A 16,202-nucleotide genomic window follows, 5' to 3' on the forward strand; every position below is an offset into this window, starting at 1 on the left:
GGGCAACGCTCATTCTACTCCGCGGCCAGCGTCACGCCGCCGCGGGATGGCGCGCCGGATGCAGCTCGCCGGGCCGGCGCGGCGGCTCGTCCGCCGAAGCGGGTGCCTCACCCACCCGAAACCACGCCGCATAGAGCGCGGGCAGGAACACGAGCGTCAGCACGGTCGCGACGACGAGGCCGCCCATCATCGCGACCGCCATCGGCCCGAAGAAGTCGCTCCGCGTGAGCGGGATCAGCGCCAGCACCGCCGCCGCGGCGGTCAGCACGATCGGACGGAAGCGGCGCACCGTCGCCGACGCGATCGCGTCCCGCGCGCTCGCGCCCTCGGCGATGTCGCGGTCGATCTGGTCGACCAGGATCACCGAGTTGCGCATGATGATGCCGGAGAGCGCGATGGTGCCGAGCATCGCGACGAAACCGAACGGCTGGCCGAATGCGAGCAGCGCCGCGACGACGCCGATGAGCCCGAGCGGCGCGGTCAGCACGACCATCAGCGTGCGCGCGAAGCTCCGTAACTGGATCATGAGGAGCGTGAGGATCGTGACGAGCATCAGCGGCACGCCCGCCGCGATCGACTTCTGCCCCTTCGCCGAATCCTCGACCGCGCCGCCCATGTCGATGCGGTAGCCGAGCGGCAGCGCCGCGCGCAAGCCCGCGAGCTTCGGGTCGATGCGGCGCGCGACGTCGGGTCCCTGCGCGTCACCGCGAACGTCGGCGCGCACCGTGATCGTCGGCAGGCGGTCGCGCCGCCAGACCACCCCATCCTCCAGTTCGTAGCGCAGCTCCGCGAGCTGGGTGATCGGCACCGGCCTGCCCGACGGCGACGGCATCGCGAGGTCCTTGAGGAACGAGACCCGCGCGCGCTCGTCGCGCGTCCCGCGGATCACCACGTCGATCAGCTGGTCGCGCTCGCGGAACTGCGTCACCGTGACGCCGGACACCGCGTTGTTCAGGAAGGCGGCGACGTCCTGCGACGTGAGGCCCAGGAGCCGCGCCTTGTCCTGGTCGACGACGAGCCGGATCGTCTTCGAGGGCTCGTCCCAGTCGAACTGCACGTCGGAGGTTCCGGCATCCTCGCGCACTACCGAAGCGACCTCGCGTGCGATGCGGCGCACTTCGCCGATGTCCTCGCCCGAGACGCGGAACTGCACCGGGAAGCCGACCGGCGGCCCGTTCTCGAGCCGCGAGACACGCCCGCGCAACTCGGGGAAGTCGCTCGCGAATCGCTCGATGAGCCGCGCGCGAAGCCGCTCCCGCCCGGCGTTCGTCGCGGCCACGACGACGAACTGCGCGAGGTTCGCCTGCTCGAGCTGCTGGTCGAGCGGCAGGTAGAAGCGCGGACTGCCGGCCCCGACGTAGGCGACGAAGCTCGCGACGCCGTCCTCGCCCTCGAGGATCCGCTCCATCTTCTTCGCCTGGGCGAGCGTCGCCTCGACCGAGCTGCCTTCCGGCAGGCGCAGGTCGACGATGAGCTCCGGCCGCGACGACGACGGGAAGAATTGCTGCGGCACGAACCGGAACAACGCGATCGACGCGGCGAACGCCGCGAGCGTCGCGCCGATCACGATCCAGCGATGGACGACGCACCACGAGATCGTCGCGCGCAGTCGCAGGTAGAACGGCGTGCGGTACACCGCTTCCGGGTCGCCCGGCCCGTGGTCACGGGGCAGGGGCAAGGGACGCCGCAGGAGCCTCGCGCGAAGCCGCGCCATGAACGACGGACGGTGCAGCGCCTCGCCCGACGGCAGCATCGTGTACCCGAGGTACGGAATCACGACCACCGCCACGATCCACGAGGCCACGAGCGCCAGCGACGAGACCTGGAAGATCGAGCGCGTGTACTCGCCGGTCGAGCTCTTCGCGAGCGCGATCGGCAGGAAGCCCGCGACGGTGACGAGCGTCCCGGTCAGCATCGGGAACGCGGTGGAGGTGTAGGCGAAGCCCGCGGCGCGCACGCGGTCGAAACCCTGCTCGAGCTTGATCGCCATCATCTCGACCGCGATGATGGCGTCGTCGACGAGCAGCCCGAGCGACAGGATCAGCGCGCCGAGCGAGATCTTGTGGAGTCCGATGTCGAGGAGCCACATCCCGAGGAAGGTCATCGCGAGCACCAGCGGGATCGAGACCGCGACCACGAGCCCGGTGCGAAGGCCGAGGCTCACGAGCGACACGGCGAGCACGATCAGCACCGCCTCCGCGAGCGAGCGCACGAACTCCCGGATCGAGCGGTCGACCGCGACCGGCATGCTCGCGACCTCGACGATGTCGACGCCGACCGGCAGTTGCGCCCGCAGCTGCCCGATCCGCTGATCGAGCGCACGCCCGAGCCGGATCACATCGCCCCCCGCGGCCATCGTGATGCCGAGTCCCAGCGCCTCGCGGCCCTGCACCCGCATCCGCTGCTTCGGCGGATCGGCGTAGCCGCGCGTCACCGTGGCGATGTCGCCCAGCCGGAACACCCGTCCGCCGGCGCGGATCGAGGTTTCGCGGATCGCGTCGAGCGAGTCGAACGCCCCCGACGGGCGCAGCACGATGCGGTCGGTCGACGTCTCGAGCGTTCCCGCCGCCGCGATCGCGTTCTGGGCGGCGAGCGTCTGCGCGATCTGCGCGGGCGCGAGGCCTAGCGTCGCGAGCTTCGCGTTCGCCAGTTCGACGAAGACCTTCTCCTCCTGGGCCCCGATGAAGTCGACCTTCGCGACCTCCGGGACCCGCAGGAGCTCGGCGCGGACCTTGTCGCCGAAAGTCCTGAGGTCGCGGTACGCGAACCCCTCGCCCGCGATCGCGTAGATCGCCATGTAGGTGTCGCCGAACTCGTCGTTGAAGTACGGGCCCTGGATGCCGGCGGGCAGCGTGCCGCGGATGTCGCCGACCTTCTTGCGCACCTGGTACCAGGTCTCCGGCACCTGCGCGGCCGGCGCGGAATCCTTGACCGCGAAGAACACGAGCGATTCGCCCGGCTTGCTGTTGCTGCGCACCCAGTCGACGCCGGGCACCTCCTGCAGCTTGCGCTCGATGCGGTCGGTGAGCTGCTCCTCGACCTCGCGGGCGGAGGCGCCGGGCCAGTTCGTCTTCACCACCATCACCTTGAAGGTGAACGGCGGATCCTCGGACTGGCCGAGCATCGCGTAGGCGAACGCGCCGAAGATCGCGCAGACGACGATCAGGTAGCGCACGAGCGGACGGTGCGCGAGCGCCCATTCGGACAGGTTGAAGCGCGCGCGATCGCCCGTCGCGGGCGGCGGGGTCCGGTCCACGGTCGTTCAGCCGCGCGGGGCGTTGGACGCGGCGGTCGCGGGCGCGGGCGAGCCGTCCGCCTCCCACGGCTTCACCACCTGTCCGGCGCGCAGCTTGTGCGCACCGGCGGCGACGACCCACTCGCCGTCGGCGAGCCCCGCGTCGACGACCGTGCCGTCCTCGCGGAACGCGCCGAGCGTGACCTCGCGCAGGTTCACCTGCCCCGATCTCGGGTCGTAGACGAACACCGCGGGCCTGCCATCGGCGGCGTGGGTGATCGCGGCCGACGGCACCAGCGTGGACGAGGCTCCGGCGTCGCTCCGCAGCACGACGTTCGCGGTCATGCCCTGGCGGACCGAGCCGTCCGGCGCCTCGATCGTCACGCGCACCGCGAAGGTCCGCGTCGCGGCGTCGACCGCGGGAGCGATCTCGCGCACCTTCGCTGCGTACGCGCGGTCCGGATGCGCCCAGAGCACGACCGCGAGCCCCTGCGCCGCCCTGAGTTCGTTCAGCCGGTTCTCGGGCACCGCGATCGCGACCTCGCGCTCGTCCTCGCGAGCGAGGCGCACCACCGTCTGGCCGGCGGCGACGACCTGGCCCGGCTCCGCGCCGACCGCGGTCACCACGCCGTCGCGGTCGGCGACGAGCGTCGCGTAGGCCGCCTGGTTGTTCGCGACGGCGAGTCGCGCGCGGGCCTCGTCGAGCTTCGCGGCGTTCGCGTTCATCACGTTGCGCTTCTGGTCGAGCGCGCTCGCGCTGACGAACTTCAACTGGTGCAGGTTGGCGTAGCGGTCGTGCTCCGCCTTCGCGTAGTCGTATTCGGTCGTTGCCGCCGCGACCGCCGCCTTCGCGGCCTGCGCCTGCAGGGTGACGTCGGCGGCATCGAGCCGTGCGAGCACCTCGCCCTTCGCGACCCGCGCGCCGACGTCGACCGGACGCGCGACGAGTTTGCCGCCGATCCGGAATCCCAGGTCGGACTCGTGCCGCGCCTTCACTTCGCCCGCGAACACCGACGGCGCAGCCACGGAGCCCACCGCGACACGCGCGAGCATGACCGGACGCACCGGCTCGACCGGCGGATCCTGCCGCGCGCAGGACGCGAGCAGCGACCCCACGACGAGCAGCAACGCGAGCCGCAGTTTCATCGCGCACCCCGCGAAGCATCCCCCGTCGCCGCACCCATCGCACCCTGCCACAGGGCGCGCAACGCCCGGTCGAGGTCGTCGGGATAGCTGAACGCGAGGGCGGCCGGCACCGCGCCTTGCGATCCCGCCGGACAGACCGCGGAGCCCGCCATCTGCCACAGCCCGAGGATCAGCGCGTAGCTGTGCCGCAGGAGTTCGAGCCCCTGCCCGCGCGCGAGCGCCGGGAAGTGCCGCTCGAGCCCTTCGCCCGCGTGCTCGAGGCGCTCGGCCATCCGCAACTTGAACGCGCCTGCGGACGCTTCGGGAATCGACTGCGACATCATCCCGAAGCAGCGCGACGCCAGCGGCAGGAACAGCGGCGGCGCGACGATGTGCTCGTGCGTCAGCGAGAGCACGCGGTCGAAGTCGACGCGCTCGCCGCCTTCGAGCAGGGCGGTGAGCGCGCGGAAGAAGCCGCCGACGTTGCGCTCGTGCAGCGCGAGCAGCAACTCCTCCTTGCTCGGGAAGTAGAGGTACACGGTGCCCTTCGCGAGCCCCGCGTCGTCGGCGACCTCGGCCACGCTCGGCACGCGGTCGGGCGAGCGCAGCATCAGCCGCTCGGCCGCGTCGAGGAGCGCGTGGTTGCGCTCCTCCTTGTCCTCCGCCTGGATCGCGCGCTGCCGAACCGCCATGATCGTCGCCTTCGCTCGCGGTGAAGCCGGATCGGCTTCAACTGACCGCGAGTCAGTTGTTGCCCACAGTAAATGACCGCCGGTCAGTTGTCAAGTGTCCCGGATTGCCGACGACCTGACGCCAAATGACAAGCCGGGCCTTGCCCGAACCGGATAACCTCCGGGCGCACCCGCGCGCCGCGATCGCGGGCATCCTGCTTCACTCCCCGGGGTTCCACGATGAAGGCACGCTCGCTGTTGCTCCCGCTGTTCGCCCTGGCCTGCCTGCTGGCGGTCCTGCCTCATGCCACCCCGGTCACGGCGCAGCAGCCGGCGCAGGCCGCTCCGCTGCCGGCCGATCCCTGGCCCCGCGACGTGAGCATCGCGAACGCCGCGGTCCTGATCTATCAGCCGCAGGTGAACCGCTGGACCGGCAACCAGCTCGATTTCCGCGTCGCGCTCGCGATCAAGCCGACCGGCGCGACGGCGGAGACCTTCGGCGTGGCGTTCGTGACCACACGTACGCAGGTCGACAAGATCGGACGCATGGTGGTCTTCGAGAACCTGAAGATCACGAAGCTCGATTTCCCGACGCTGCCGGGCCGCGGGCAGTCCTACCTGCCCGACCTGCAGAAGCGGTTCGCGAGCGACCTGCGCACGATCGCGCTCGACCGACTCGAGTCGTCGCTCGCGCTCGTCGGCGTCAAGCCGCCCACGGTCGCCGTGCAGAACACGCCGCCGCGCGTGATCGTCAGCCAGTCCCCCGCGATCCTCGTGCCGATCGACGGCGCGCCGGTGATGACCTCGGTGCCCCAGAGTTCGCGCTTCCAGCGTGTCGTCAACACCAAGGCGCTGATCCTGCAGGGCGGACTCGGCGACCGGTACTTCCTGCATGTGCACGGCGGCTGGCTGCAGGCCGACTCGCTCGCCGGCCCCTGGTCGCGCGCGGTGATGGGCATGCTCCTGCAGGCCGATGCGGACGCGATCGCCTCGACCCTCGGCAAGGCGCACACGGTCGATCTCCTCGACGGGCCGCCGAACGCCAACCCGAAACCCTCGCTCGACAACGGCATTCCGACGATCTACACGAGCGAACAGCCGGCGGAACTCATCGTGTTCCAGGGCGCGCCGGATTTCGTGCCGATCGTGGGCACCGGGCTCCTGTGGGCGTCGAACACGACGAGCGACGTGATCGTCCACACCGCGGACAACCGCACCTACGCGCTGCTCGCCGGCCGCTGGTTCCGCGGACCCGGCATGTCGGGTCCGTGGCAGTTCGTCGCGAACAACGCGCTTCCGGCGGATTTCGCGAAGATCCCGCCGCATTCGCTCGCGGGTGCCGTGCTGCCGACGGTGGCCGGCACGCCTCAGGCCGAGGAGGCGGTGATCGCCGACACGATCCCGCAGACCGCCACGGTCCCGCTCAGGAACGGGCCGAAGTTCACGCCGAGCTTCGACGGCGCGCCGAAGTACGCGTCGATCGCGGGAACTTCGCTCACCTACGTGACGAATTCCTCGGTGCCGATCATCGAGGCCACGCCCACCGCGTTCTACGCGGTCGAGGCCGGCGTGTGGTTCACCGCGTCGAACCTGACCGGACCGTGGTCGGTCGCGACCTCGGTGCCGGTCGCGATCTACTCGATCCCGCCGTCCTCGCCGATCTACTACGTCACCTACGTCCACGTCTACGGCTCGACGCCGCAGGTCGTGTACGTCGGCTACACGCCGGGCTACCTCGGCACCGTGGTGAATCCCTACGGCACGATTGTCTACGGCACCGGCTACGCCTACACGCCGTGGATCGGATCGGTCTGGTACGCGCCGCCCTACACCTACGGCGTCGCCGCGGCGCCGATCTACAACCCCTACGTCGGATACACGTTCGGCTTCGCGATGGGGCTCGCCACCGCCGCGTGGATGGAGCCCTACTGGGGCGGCGCCTACTATCACCCCGCGTACTGGGGCGGCTACGGCTGCTGCGCGACTGCGAGCGCGAACGTCTACGGCCACTGGGGCAGCACGACCTACTCGGGCACGCGCTCGTGGTACGGCGGCGGCGGCGTCGCGGGGACTTCGTTCTCTGGCAGTTACGCGAACGCCCGCACCGGCACGACCGGCAACATCAACGCCGGCCGCCAGTACAACGCGTGGACCGGCAACGCCACGCGCGGCTTCGACCGCACGGTGAACGGCGCAGCGGGCGGGTCGGGGCAGGTCGCGCGGGCGGGCAACTACAACACCTACACCGGCCAGCGTTCGACCGGCTCGGCGGTCTCGGGCACCACCGCCGCCGGCAGCACGTACAACCGCGCGGGCGCGACGACGGCAGGCCCGATGGGCGACGCCCACGTCGGCGGAGGAACGTCGACGAACGCGTACACCGGCAAGACCAACTCCTGGGCGTCCGCTTCGGTCGGTAACGACAAGTACGCGGACGTGAACGGCAACGTCTACCACAACGACGGCAGCGGCTGGCAGCAGCACTCGTCGAGCGGTTGGTCGAGCGCGAGCGGAGACACGTCGTGGGCCAACCGCGAATCGCAGGCGCGCGACAACGGCGACAACCGGTTCTCGAGCTTTTCCGGCAGCGACCGCTTCGGCGGTGGTGGCGGCGGCGGATTCGGCGGCGGCGATCGCTTCGGCGGCGGAGGCGGATTCGGCGGCGGCGATCGCTTCGGCGGATTCGGCGGCGGCGATCGCTTCGGCGGATTCGGTGGCGGGGATCGCTTCGGCGGAGGCGGATTCGGCGGACGCTTCGGGGGCGGAGGTGGCTTCGGAGGACGCTTCGGCGGGCGCCGCTGACGACCGGCGGGGCGCGTCGAACGCGCGGGTCAGACCGCGCGACGCCCGTCGAAGAGCGCGAGCGTCGCGCGCGTAAGCGCGGATCCCGCCTCGGCGTGGTCGACGACCACGTCGAAATGATGCCGGTCCGGAATGACGAGCGGACCGGGCATCCCGCGAGGGCGATTGCGCGGCCACGCCTCCCACAGGAGGTCGGCCTGCCGCAGGAACTCGCCGGTTTCCCGCCCGCCGACCGCGATGACGATCGGCGCGTCGCAGGCCGGCGCGAGCTGGACCGGCGACAGGCGCGCGGCTTCCGCGTCGTCGAGATTGAGGTCGACGTTGGCGGAGAAGTGCACGAGCGGACGCAGGTCGTGCACGCCCGAGAGCGACACCGCGCCGGCGACCGGATGCGCCCCGAAACCCTCGCGGGTCCAGTCGCGCGCGAGCATCATCGCCGCGAGTTGCCCGCCCGCGGAATGTCCGCCGACGACGAGCGGACGCGCGGGCGTCCCGTGCTTCGGCCCTTCGCGCGCGATCCAGGCGACGGCGCGCGAGGCTTCCTCGACGATGTCCGCGATCGTCACCTGCGGACACAGGTCGTAGTTCGCCACGGCCACCGCGATGCCCTGCGCGGTCAGCGGCGGCGCCACGAGCGCGTGGACGTCCTTGTCGAGCGAGCGCCACCAGCCGCCGTGCAGGAAGAGGAACGTGCCGCGAGCCGCACCACGCGGCAGGAACAGGTCGAGCGTTTCCTTCGGGCCGGGACCGAAGCGGAGGTCGCGCAGGACGTGTTCGGTCGCGAACGCCCTGGCCGACAACTCGCCCCAGCGCGCGAACCATTGCGGATGGTCGGGCACCGCCGCGCGGTTGTTGTAGCCGCGCTCGATCTCCTCGGGCGACATCCCGTACCAGGACGTCATCGCCGCTCCTCGACGATCCCGACCGTGAGCGGCGGCAGCCCCTCGATGCGCGCGTCGAGGTAATCGCCCGGGACCACGGCCGCGACCCCGGCCGGCGTGCCTGTGTAGACGAGGTCGCCCGGCAGGAGTTCGCAATAGCGCGACAGGAACGCGAGCGTGTGCGCGACGTCCCAGATCATGTCGCGGAGGTCGCCCACCTGTCGCCGCACGCCGTTGACGTCGAGCGTGATCGCGCCGCGCCTCGCGTGGCCGCCCGCCTCGACGGTGCGGATCGCGCCGATCGGCGCCGCGCAGGCGAAGGACTTCGCGGTGTCCCAGGGCCGCCGCGCGTCCTTCGCGACCTTCTGCAGGTCGCGCCGCGTCATGTCGAGTCCCACCGCGTAGCCGTAGACGAGCGCGAGCGCGTGCTCGGACGTGAAATTCGCACCGCCCCGGCCGATGGCGACGACCAGTTCGACCTCGTGATGCAGGTTCTCCGTCGCCGGCGGGTAGGGCATGGTGCCGACCTCGGCGGCGGCGACCGGCAGGATCGCGTCGGCCGCCTTCGCGAAGAAGAACGGCGGCTCCTTCGTCGCGTCGCCGCCCATCTCGGCGGCGTGCTCGGCGTAGTTGCGCCCGACGCAGTAGACGTGACGCACCGGAAAGCGCGCGTCGCTGCCGTCGACCGGCACGCTCGGGTGCTCCCAGAGCGGAATCGGGCTCTTCAACGATGACTCCGGCACCCGCGGCCCGGCAGGCGAATCATTCGGCGTCCGGTTGCTTCGCCGGCGCGGCGTTCGCGAACGCCGGCAGCGCCTGGCAGGCCGCGTCGATCCGCACGAGCGTCGGATAGGGTGCGAGGTCGACGCTGCCGCGCCGGGCGTTGGCCATCTGCGGCACGAGGCAGACGTCGGCGAGCGTCGGCGCATCGCCGTGGCAGAAACGCCCGGTCGCCGCATCGCGCGCGAGGCGGCGCTCCAGCGCCTCGAATCCGACGTCGATCCAGTACCGGTACCAGCCGTCCTTCTGCTCCGCCGACACGCCGAGCGTCTTCAGCAGGTACTGGAGCACGCGCAGGTTGCCGAGCGGGTGGATGTCGCAGGCCATCGCGAGCGCGATCGAGCGCACGCGCGCGCGCGCCTGTGCGCCCGCGGGCAGGAGCGGCGGCGACGGATGCGTCTCGTCCAGGTACTCGAGGATCGCGAGCGACTGCGTCAGCACCTCGCCGCCGTCGAGCGCGAGCGCGGGCACGAGGCCCTGCGGGTTCAGCGCGAGGTAGCCGTCCGAGCGCTGCGCGCCGTGGCGCAGGTGGACGAATTCGCGCTCGGGCGCGAGCCCCTTCAGGTTGAGCGCGATCCGCACGCGGTAGGCCGCGGACGAGCGGAAATAGTCGTAGAGCTTCATGGCTGCGGAGGCGCCATTGTACGCAGAAGACGTCCGCGAAGGAGCGCGCCGGCGGCGCTAACGCGCCTCCGCGTCCGGCACGATCGCGGTCGCCTCGATCTCGACCCGGGCCCGGGGCTCGATCAGCCGGCCCACCTCCACCGCGGTCATCGCCGGATAGTGGCGCCCGATCACGTCGCGGTACGCGCGCCCGACTTCGCGCAACGCGCCCAGGTACTCGTCCGCGTCGACGACGTACCAGGTCATGCGCACCAGATGCTCGGGCCGTCCGCCCGCCTGCGCGAGCACGGCGACGATGTTCTGCAGCGCCTGGCGCACCTGCGCCTCGAAATCGTCGGTCTCGAACGCTTGCTCCGCGTTCCAGCCGATCTGGCCGCCGATCGCGACGAAGGTCCCGCGCGCGGCAATGCCGTTCGCGTAGCCCTTCGGGGCCGCCCACCCGGGCGGTTGCAGGATCTTCATTCGCCGTCCCCTCCCGACACTCCAATGCGATCTTCGCAGCGACACGCGCTCATGCCGCACCCTCCTTCGCCATCGTGCGGAGCTTGAAGCGCTGCAGCTTGCCGGTCTCGGTGCGCGGCAGCGTCTCGACGTAGGCGATCGCGCGCGGATACTTGTACGGCGCGATCGACGCCTTCACGTGCTCCTGCAGGAGCTTCGTCATCGCGTCACCGCCCTCGTGCCCGGGCTTCAGCACGACATAGGCCTTGACGATCATGCCGCGCTCCTCGTCCGGCGCGGCCACCACCCCGCAGTCGGCGACCGCCGGATGCCCCATCAGCGATGCCTCGACCTCCGGCCCGGCGATGTTGTAGCCGGCCGACACGATCATGTCGTCGGCGCGCGCCTGGTAGACGAACCACCCGTCGTCGTCGACGTAGTACGCGTCGCCGGTCAGGTTCCATCCATCCTGCACGTAGTTGGTCTGCCGCGGATCGTCGAGGTAGCGGCAGCCGGTCGGCCCCTTGACCGCCAGCCGTCCGACCTTCCCGGGCGGAAGCGGCCGGCCGTCGTCGCCCAGCACGCAGGCCCGATACCCGGGCACCGGCTTGCCGGTCGCGCCCGCGCGCGCGTCGTCGTCGGGATGCGAGATGAAGATGTGGAACATCTCGGTCGTGCCGATGCCGTCGACGATGTCGATGCCGGTCGCCTCCTTCCACAGTTTCCGCGTCGCGGCAGGCAGCGCCTCGCCCGCGGACACGCACTTCCGAAGCCGCGACAGGTCGTAGTCCTTCGCCATCGGCGCCATCGCGCGGTACGCGGTCGGCGCGGTGAACAGCACGGTCGCGCCGTGGGTCGCGATCGCGTCGAAGAGCGCCTCGGGCGCGGGCCGCTCGACCAGCAGCGTCGAGGCGCCGATGCGCAGCGGAAACACGAGGAGCCCGCCCAGCCCGAAGGTGAAGGCGAGCGGCGGACTGCCGGTGAACACGTCGTCGGGCGACGCCTTCAGCGTGTACTTCGGCCAGCAGTCGGAGGCGGCGATCACGTCGCGGTGCGTGTGCATCGTGCCCTTGGGCTTGCCGGTGGTCCCCGAGGTGAACGCGATCAGCGCGACGTCCTCGGCGGCCGTCGCGACGTCGTCGAAGCCCGCGGGCTTCGATGCGGCGCGCCGGTCGACGCCTTCGTGCGCGTCGGTCTCGAACAGCGCGACCCGGCGCAGCGTCGGAATCTGCGGCCGTGCCTGGATCAACTCGTCGGCGAGTCGGGCGTCGCACAACGCATGCGAGACCTCCGCCTTGGTCCCGATGTCGGTCAGCTCCTTCGCGCGGAGCAGCGGCATCGTCGCGACCGCGATCGCTCCCGCCTTCATGATCGCGAACCAGCAGGCGGCGAAGCGCGGGCTGTTCGGCCCGCGCAGCAGCACCCGATTCCCCGGCACCACGCCCAGGTCCTCGACCAGCACGCGCGCGATGCGGCTCGCCTGCGCATCGAGGTCGCGGTAGCTCCACCGCACGCCGGCAGGCGAACGGATCGCGACACGGTCGCCCTGCCCGCGCGCGATCGCGCCGCGCAGGAGTTCGGTCGCGCAGTTGAGCCGCTCGGGGTAGCGGAGCTCCGGCAGGTCGAATACGAGGTCCGGCCATTGTTCTCGCGGCGGCAGACGGTCGCGCGCGAACGTGTCGGTGTGTGCGGTGGTCATCGGAGCGTCCTCCTCGATGGGCCGGCCGCGGCAGGTCTCGCCGACCTCGCCTGCCCGGCCGCGCGCGGCCACGTCACGGGCGGCCCGATCATCATCGACGATCCTTCCCGAGTGGTCGCCTGGCCGCGCGCGCGTCGTCGTCCGGTTCGACCGCGCGGACCGAATCCTTGAGACCGCCGAGGAGCGCGTGGAGCCGCGCGCGGTCCGCCGCGTCGAGGCCGCCCGTCATCTCCACGACCCAGCGCTCATGTTCCCGCGCCATCGCGCGAAACGACTCGTGCCCGGCGACCGTCAACCGGACGACGCTCGTGCGCCGGTCGCCCGGCTCGCTCGACCGCTCGACCAGCCCTTCGGCGACGAGCTGGGCGACGAGACCCGTCACGTTGCCGCCGCTCACCATCAGCCGGCGCGACAGTTCGCCCATCCGCAGGCCCGCGCTCGAGCGCTCGAGCTGCGACAGGAGGTCGAAGCGCGCGAGCGCCATGCCGAAGCGCTCGCGCAGCCTGCGGCGGATGCCGCGCTCGATCATCGTCGTGCAGGTCAGGAGCCGCAGCCACAGGCGCAGCGCGTCGTGGTGGTCGTCGTGCAGGCGCGTCTCGAAATCCGGACGCGCCGCGTCGAGCGTCGTGCTCATCGTCTCGGCGCTCACCGGGCCGTCTCGCCGCCGTCGACGACGATCGCCTGGCCGGTCACCGACGCCGATCCGGGCAGGCACAGCCACGCGACCGCCTCGGCCACTTCGGAGGGCGTCACGAATCGCTTCTGCGGATTGCGCGCGGCGAGCGAGGCGCGCGCGTCGGCCTCGCTGCGGCCGGTGCGCGTCACGATGTTCGCCACCGCGTCGCGCACCAGGTCGGTGTCGGTGTAGCCGGGACACACGGCGTTGACCGTTACCGTCGTCCCCGCGAGTTCGAGCGCGAGCGCGCGGGTGAGCCCGACGACGCCATGCTTCGCCGCGCAGTACGCCGCCACGTACGGGTACCCGACGATTCCCGCGGTGCTCGCGACGTTCACGATCCGGCCGGCCTTCGCCTCGAGCAACGCCGGAAGCGCGGCCCGGATGGCGTAGAACGTGCCGCCGAGATTCACGTCGATCATCTCGCGCCACAGCGCGTCGCTCGTGGCGGCGAGGCGCGCGCTCTTCCCGACGCCGGCGTTGTTGACGAGGATCGTCGTGCGATGTCCGGCTGCGGTGATCGCGGCGAACGCCGCCGCGACGGCCGATGCGTCGGCGACGTCGCAGGCGTGAGCATCGCAGCTCGACCCTTCCGGCATCGCCTGCACCGCGTCGTAGAGTCGCGAGCGGTCGCGTCCGACGAGCGACACCGACGCCCCGCGCTGCGCGAGCGTGCGGGCGATCGCGAGCCCGATGCCGCGCCCGCCGCCGGTGACGACGGCGTGCGCGCCGGCGAGCGGCCGCTCCGCGGTCACCCGTTCGCCTCGGGACGGTTCGCCGCGTCGACCGCCGCGCGCGCGAGGTTGCGTTCGAGCTGTGCCTTCCCGGCCAGATACTGCACCGGCCAGTGCACGTCCGGGTAACCGAGCTGCGCCGCCGCGTGCAGCGTCCAGTACGGATCGGCGAGGTGCGGCCGCGCGATCGCGCACAGGTCGGCGCGCCCGGCCATCAGGATGCTGTTGACGTGGTCGGGCTCGAAGATCGCGCCGACCGCCATCGTGGCGATGCCGACTTCGTTGCGGATGCGATCGGCGAACGGCGTCTGGTACATGCGTCCATAGACCGGCTTCGCGTCGCGCGTCGTCTGGCCCGACGAGACGTCGATCAGGTCCGCGCCGGCCTCGCGGAAGAGGCGCGCCATCTCCACCGCGTCGTCGGGCGTGTTGCCGCCCGGAGCCCAGTCGTGCGCGGAGAGCCGCACCGACATCGGGCGGTCGGCGGGCCAGGCCGCGCGCATCGCGCGGAACACCTCGAGCGGATAGCGACAGCGGTTCCCGAGCGGGCCGCCGTATTCGTCGGCGCGCAGGTTGGTGAGCGGACACAGGAACGCGGAGAGCAGGTAGCCGTGCGCGCAGTGGAGTTCCAGCCAGTCGAATCCCGCCTGCGCGCCGCGTCGCGTCGCCGCGACGAACGCCTCGAGCACCCGGTCCATGTCCTCGCGCGTCATCGCGCGCGGCACCTGGTTCTCCGGACCGTAGGGGACCGCCGACGGGGCGATGAGCGGCCAGTTGCGCGACGCGGGGACGATCGGCTGGTCGGCGTCCTCCCAGCCTTTCTGCGTCGAGCCCTTGGGCCCCGCATGCCCGAGCTGCAGCGCCACCTTGGCCGGCGTGCGCGCGTGCGCGTAATCGACGATGCGCTTCCAGGCCGCGGCCTGCGCGTCGTTCCACAGACCCGCGCAGCCCTCGGAGATGCGCGCGTCGGGCGCGACGCAGGCCATCTCGGTGAACACGAGCCCGGCGCCGCCGTGCGCCCGGCTGCCGAGGTGCACCAGGTAGTAGTCGTCGGGCATGCCGTCGACGCAAGAGTATTGCGCCATCGGCGACACCACGACGCGATTGGCGAGCGTCACGCCGCGCAGCGTGAACGGCGCGAACATCGGCGGGCGCGCGGAAACGCCGGTCCGGCCGGCGAACCACGCCTCCACGCCGCCGACGTAGCCGCGGTCGCGCAGCCGCAGGTTCTCGTGCGAGATCCGCTGGCTTCGCGTGAGCAGGCTGTAGGCGAACTGCTCCGCCTCGAGCGCGGTGTACCGCTTCACGTTCTCGAACCACTCGGTCGAGTTGCGCGCCGCGTTCTGGATCTTCAGCACCTCGACGCCGCGCGAGACCTCGTAGGCGTCGAGCGCGCGCCGCAGGTCCGGTTCGGCCTCGATCGCCTGAGCGAGCGCGATCGCGTCCTCGAACGCGAGCTTGGTGCCCGATCCGATCGAGAAGTGCGCGGTGTGCGCGGCGTCGCCCATGAGCACGACCGGACGGGGGTTGTCTCCCCGAAGCTCGCTGCGCTCGCCTCCAGCTCGCTCGACCCAGTGGACCCAGCGCCCGCACACCACGCGCGGGAAGCGGATCCACGCGGCCGAGCCGCGCAGGTGCGCCGCGTTCGACATGAGCGGATGGCCGTCGAGCCAGGGGGCGAACAGTTTTTCGCAGTACGCGATTCCGTCTTCCTGGCTCATCGCTTCGAGTCCCGCGGCCCGCCACGTCGACTCGGGCGTCTCGACGATGAAGGTCGAGGTGTCGTCGTCGAAGCGGTAGGCGTGCGCCTGGAACCACCCGTGCGGCGTCTCGACGAACGCGAACGTGAACGCGTCGAAGCGCTTCTTGGTGCCGAGCCACACGAAGCGGCACGCGCGCAGGTCGACGTCGGGCGCGTAACTCGCGGCGTAGCGTTCGCGGATACGGCTGTTGATGCCGTCGGACGCGATCACGAGGTCGGCGCGAAACGCTTCGGCCTCGGCGACGTCGTCGGCGACCTGCCGCTCGAACACCAGTTCGACGCCGAGCGCCTCGCAGCGCGCCTGCAGGATGTTGAGCAGGCGCTTGCGCCCGATGCCGCAGAAGCCGTGGCCGCCGGAGCGGATCGTGCGCCCGCGGAAGTGGATGTCGATGTCGTCCCAGCGGTTGAACGCGCCGACGATCTGGTGAGCCGTCTCCGGATCAGCCGCCTCGAGGTTGCCGAGCGTCTGGTCGGAGAACACGACGCCCCAGCCGAAGGTGTCGTAGGGCCGGTTGCGCTCGACGACGCGCACCGTGCGCGTCGGATCGGCCTTCTTCGCGAGGAGCGCGAAGTAGAGCCCGGCGGGCCCGCCGCCGATGCACAGGATCCGTTTCGCTGCCGCCATGCCGGTCCTCGCCTGGGCGCATGCGCCCTCGGGTGCAACATGCCGGAGTTGGCCGTCCGGGTTCGGTCGGGCGCCCGTCCTGCGCGATCTCGGGCCGCGTCCCCGGTCGGCGGGCGATTTCCACGCGGACCGCAGGTTGGGGAATTT

The 16,202-nt window shown here is 71.4% G+C and carries 12 protein-coding genes; 1 reads left to right on the forward strand and 11 read right to left on the reverse strand.

The annotated features are described in order from the left end of the window. Positions 1–31: 31 nt before the first annotated feature. From HS109_13995 to HS109_14005, 3 genes are read right to left on the reverse strand one after another with little or no spacing between them, the layout of a single operon-like run. Entirely contained in the window at positions 32–3,256 is a 3,225-nt protein-coding gene (locus HS109_13995) for an efflux RND transporter permease subunit (protein ID MBE7523481.1), read from the reverse strand. 6 nt (positions 3,257–3,262) lie between these two features. Further along, positions 3,263–4,381, reverse strand: a complete 1,119-nt coding sequence (locus HS109_14000) for an efflux RND transporter periplasmic adaptor subunit (protein MBE7523482.1) — start codon at positions 4,379–4,381, stop codon at positions 3,263–3,265. Continuing rightward, positions 4,378–5,052 (reverse strand): TetR family transcriptional regulator, encoded by a 675-nt coding sequence (locus HS109_14005; GenBank protein MBE7523483.1) that lies wholly within the window; start codon positions 5,050–5,052, stop codon positions 4,378–4,380. The genes HS109_14000 and HS109_14005 overlap by 4 nt, the downstream gene beginning before the upstream one ends. 219 nt (positions 5,053–5,271) lie before the next feature. Here HS109_14005 and HS109_14010 point away from each other — a divergent pair, with 219 nt between their 5' ends. Beyond that, positions 5,272–7,833, forward strand: a complete 2,562-nt coding sequence (locus tag HS109_14010; GenBank protein ID MBE7523484.1) for a hypothetical protein — start codon at positions 5,272–5,274, stop codon at positions 7,831–7,833. A gap of 29 nt (positions 7,834–7,862) precedes the next feature. Here HS109_14010 and HS109_14015 read toward each other — a convergent pair whose 3' ends face one another. From HS109_14015 to HS109_14050, 8 genes are all read right to left on the reverse strand, one after another. Next, on the reverse strand, positions 7,863–8,735 hold the full coding sequence (locus tag HS109_14015; protein MBE7523485.1) for an alpha/beta hydrolase: 873 nt from the start codon (positions 8,733–8,735) through the stop codon (positions 7,863–7,865). Continuing rightward, positions 8,732–9,442: a fumarylacetoacetate hydrolase family protein gene (locus HS109_14020; GenBank protein ID MBE7523486.1), complete on the reverse strand. Its 711-nt coding sequence runs from the start codon at positions 9,440–9,442 to the stop codon at positions 8,732–8,734. Before HS109_14020 ends, HS109_14015 begins: the two co-directional genes overlap by 4 nt. 34 nt (positions 9,443–9,476) lie before the next feature. Continuing rightward, positions 9,477–10,118 carry a maleylacetoacetate isomerase gene (maiA, locus tag HS109_14025; GenBank protein MBE7523487.1) on the reverse strand — a complete coding sequence of 214 codons (642 nt, stop codon included), beginning with the start codon at positions 10,116–10,118 and terminating at the stop codon, positions 9,477–9,479. A 57-nt stretch (positions 10,119–10,175) separates the two neighbouring features. After that, positions 10,176–10,580, reverse strand: coding sequence for a RidA family protein (locus tag HS109_14030; GenBank protein MBE7523488.1), 405 nt, complete (start codon positions 10,578–10,580; stop codon positions 10,176–10,178). A gap of 49 nt (positions 10,581–10,629) precedes the next feature. Continuing rightward, positions 10,630–12,258: a benzoate-CoA ligase family protein gene (locus HS109_14035; GenBank protein MBE7523489.1), complete on the reverse strand. Its 1,629-nt coding sequence runs from the start codon at positions 12,256–12,258 to the stop codon at positions 10,630–10,632. 91 nt (positions 12,259–12,349) lie between these two features. Further along, a complete protein-coding gene (locus tag HS109_14040) occupies positions 12,350–12,892 on the reverse strand; it encodes a MarR family transcriptional regulator (protein ID MBE7523490.1) in 543 nt (180 codons plus the stop codon). 11 nt (positions 12,893–12,903) lie between these two features. Continuing rightward, the gene (locus HS109_14045) at positions 12,904–13,689 is read right to left on the reverse strand and encodes an SDR family oxidoreductase (protein MBE7523491.1); all 786 of its coding nucleotides are present in this window, start codon (positions 13,687–13,689) and stop codon (positions 12,904–12,906) included. After that, positions 13,686–16,055 (reverse strand): bifunctional salicylyl-CoA 5-hydroxylase/oxidoreductase, encoded by a 2,370-nt coding sequence (locus HS109_14050; GenBank protein MBE7523492.1) that lies wholly within the window; start codon positions 16,053–16,055, stop codon positions 13,686–13,688. The genes HS109_14045 and HS109_14050 overlap by 4 nt, the downstream gene beginning before the upstream one ends. Positions 16,056–16,202 lie beyond the last annotated feature (147 nt).

Source organism: Burkholderiales bacterium (assembly GCA_015075645.1).
In the GTDB taxonomy this organism is placed as follows: Bacteria; Pseudomonadota; Gammaproteobacteria; order Burkholderiales; family Casimicrobiaceae; genus VBCG01.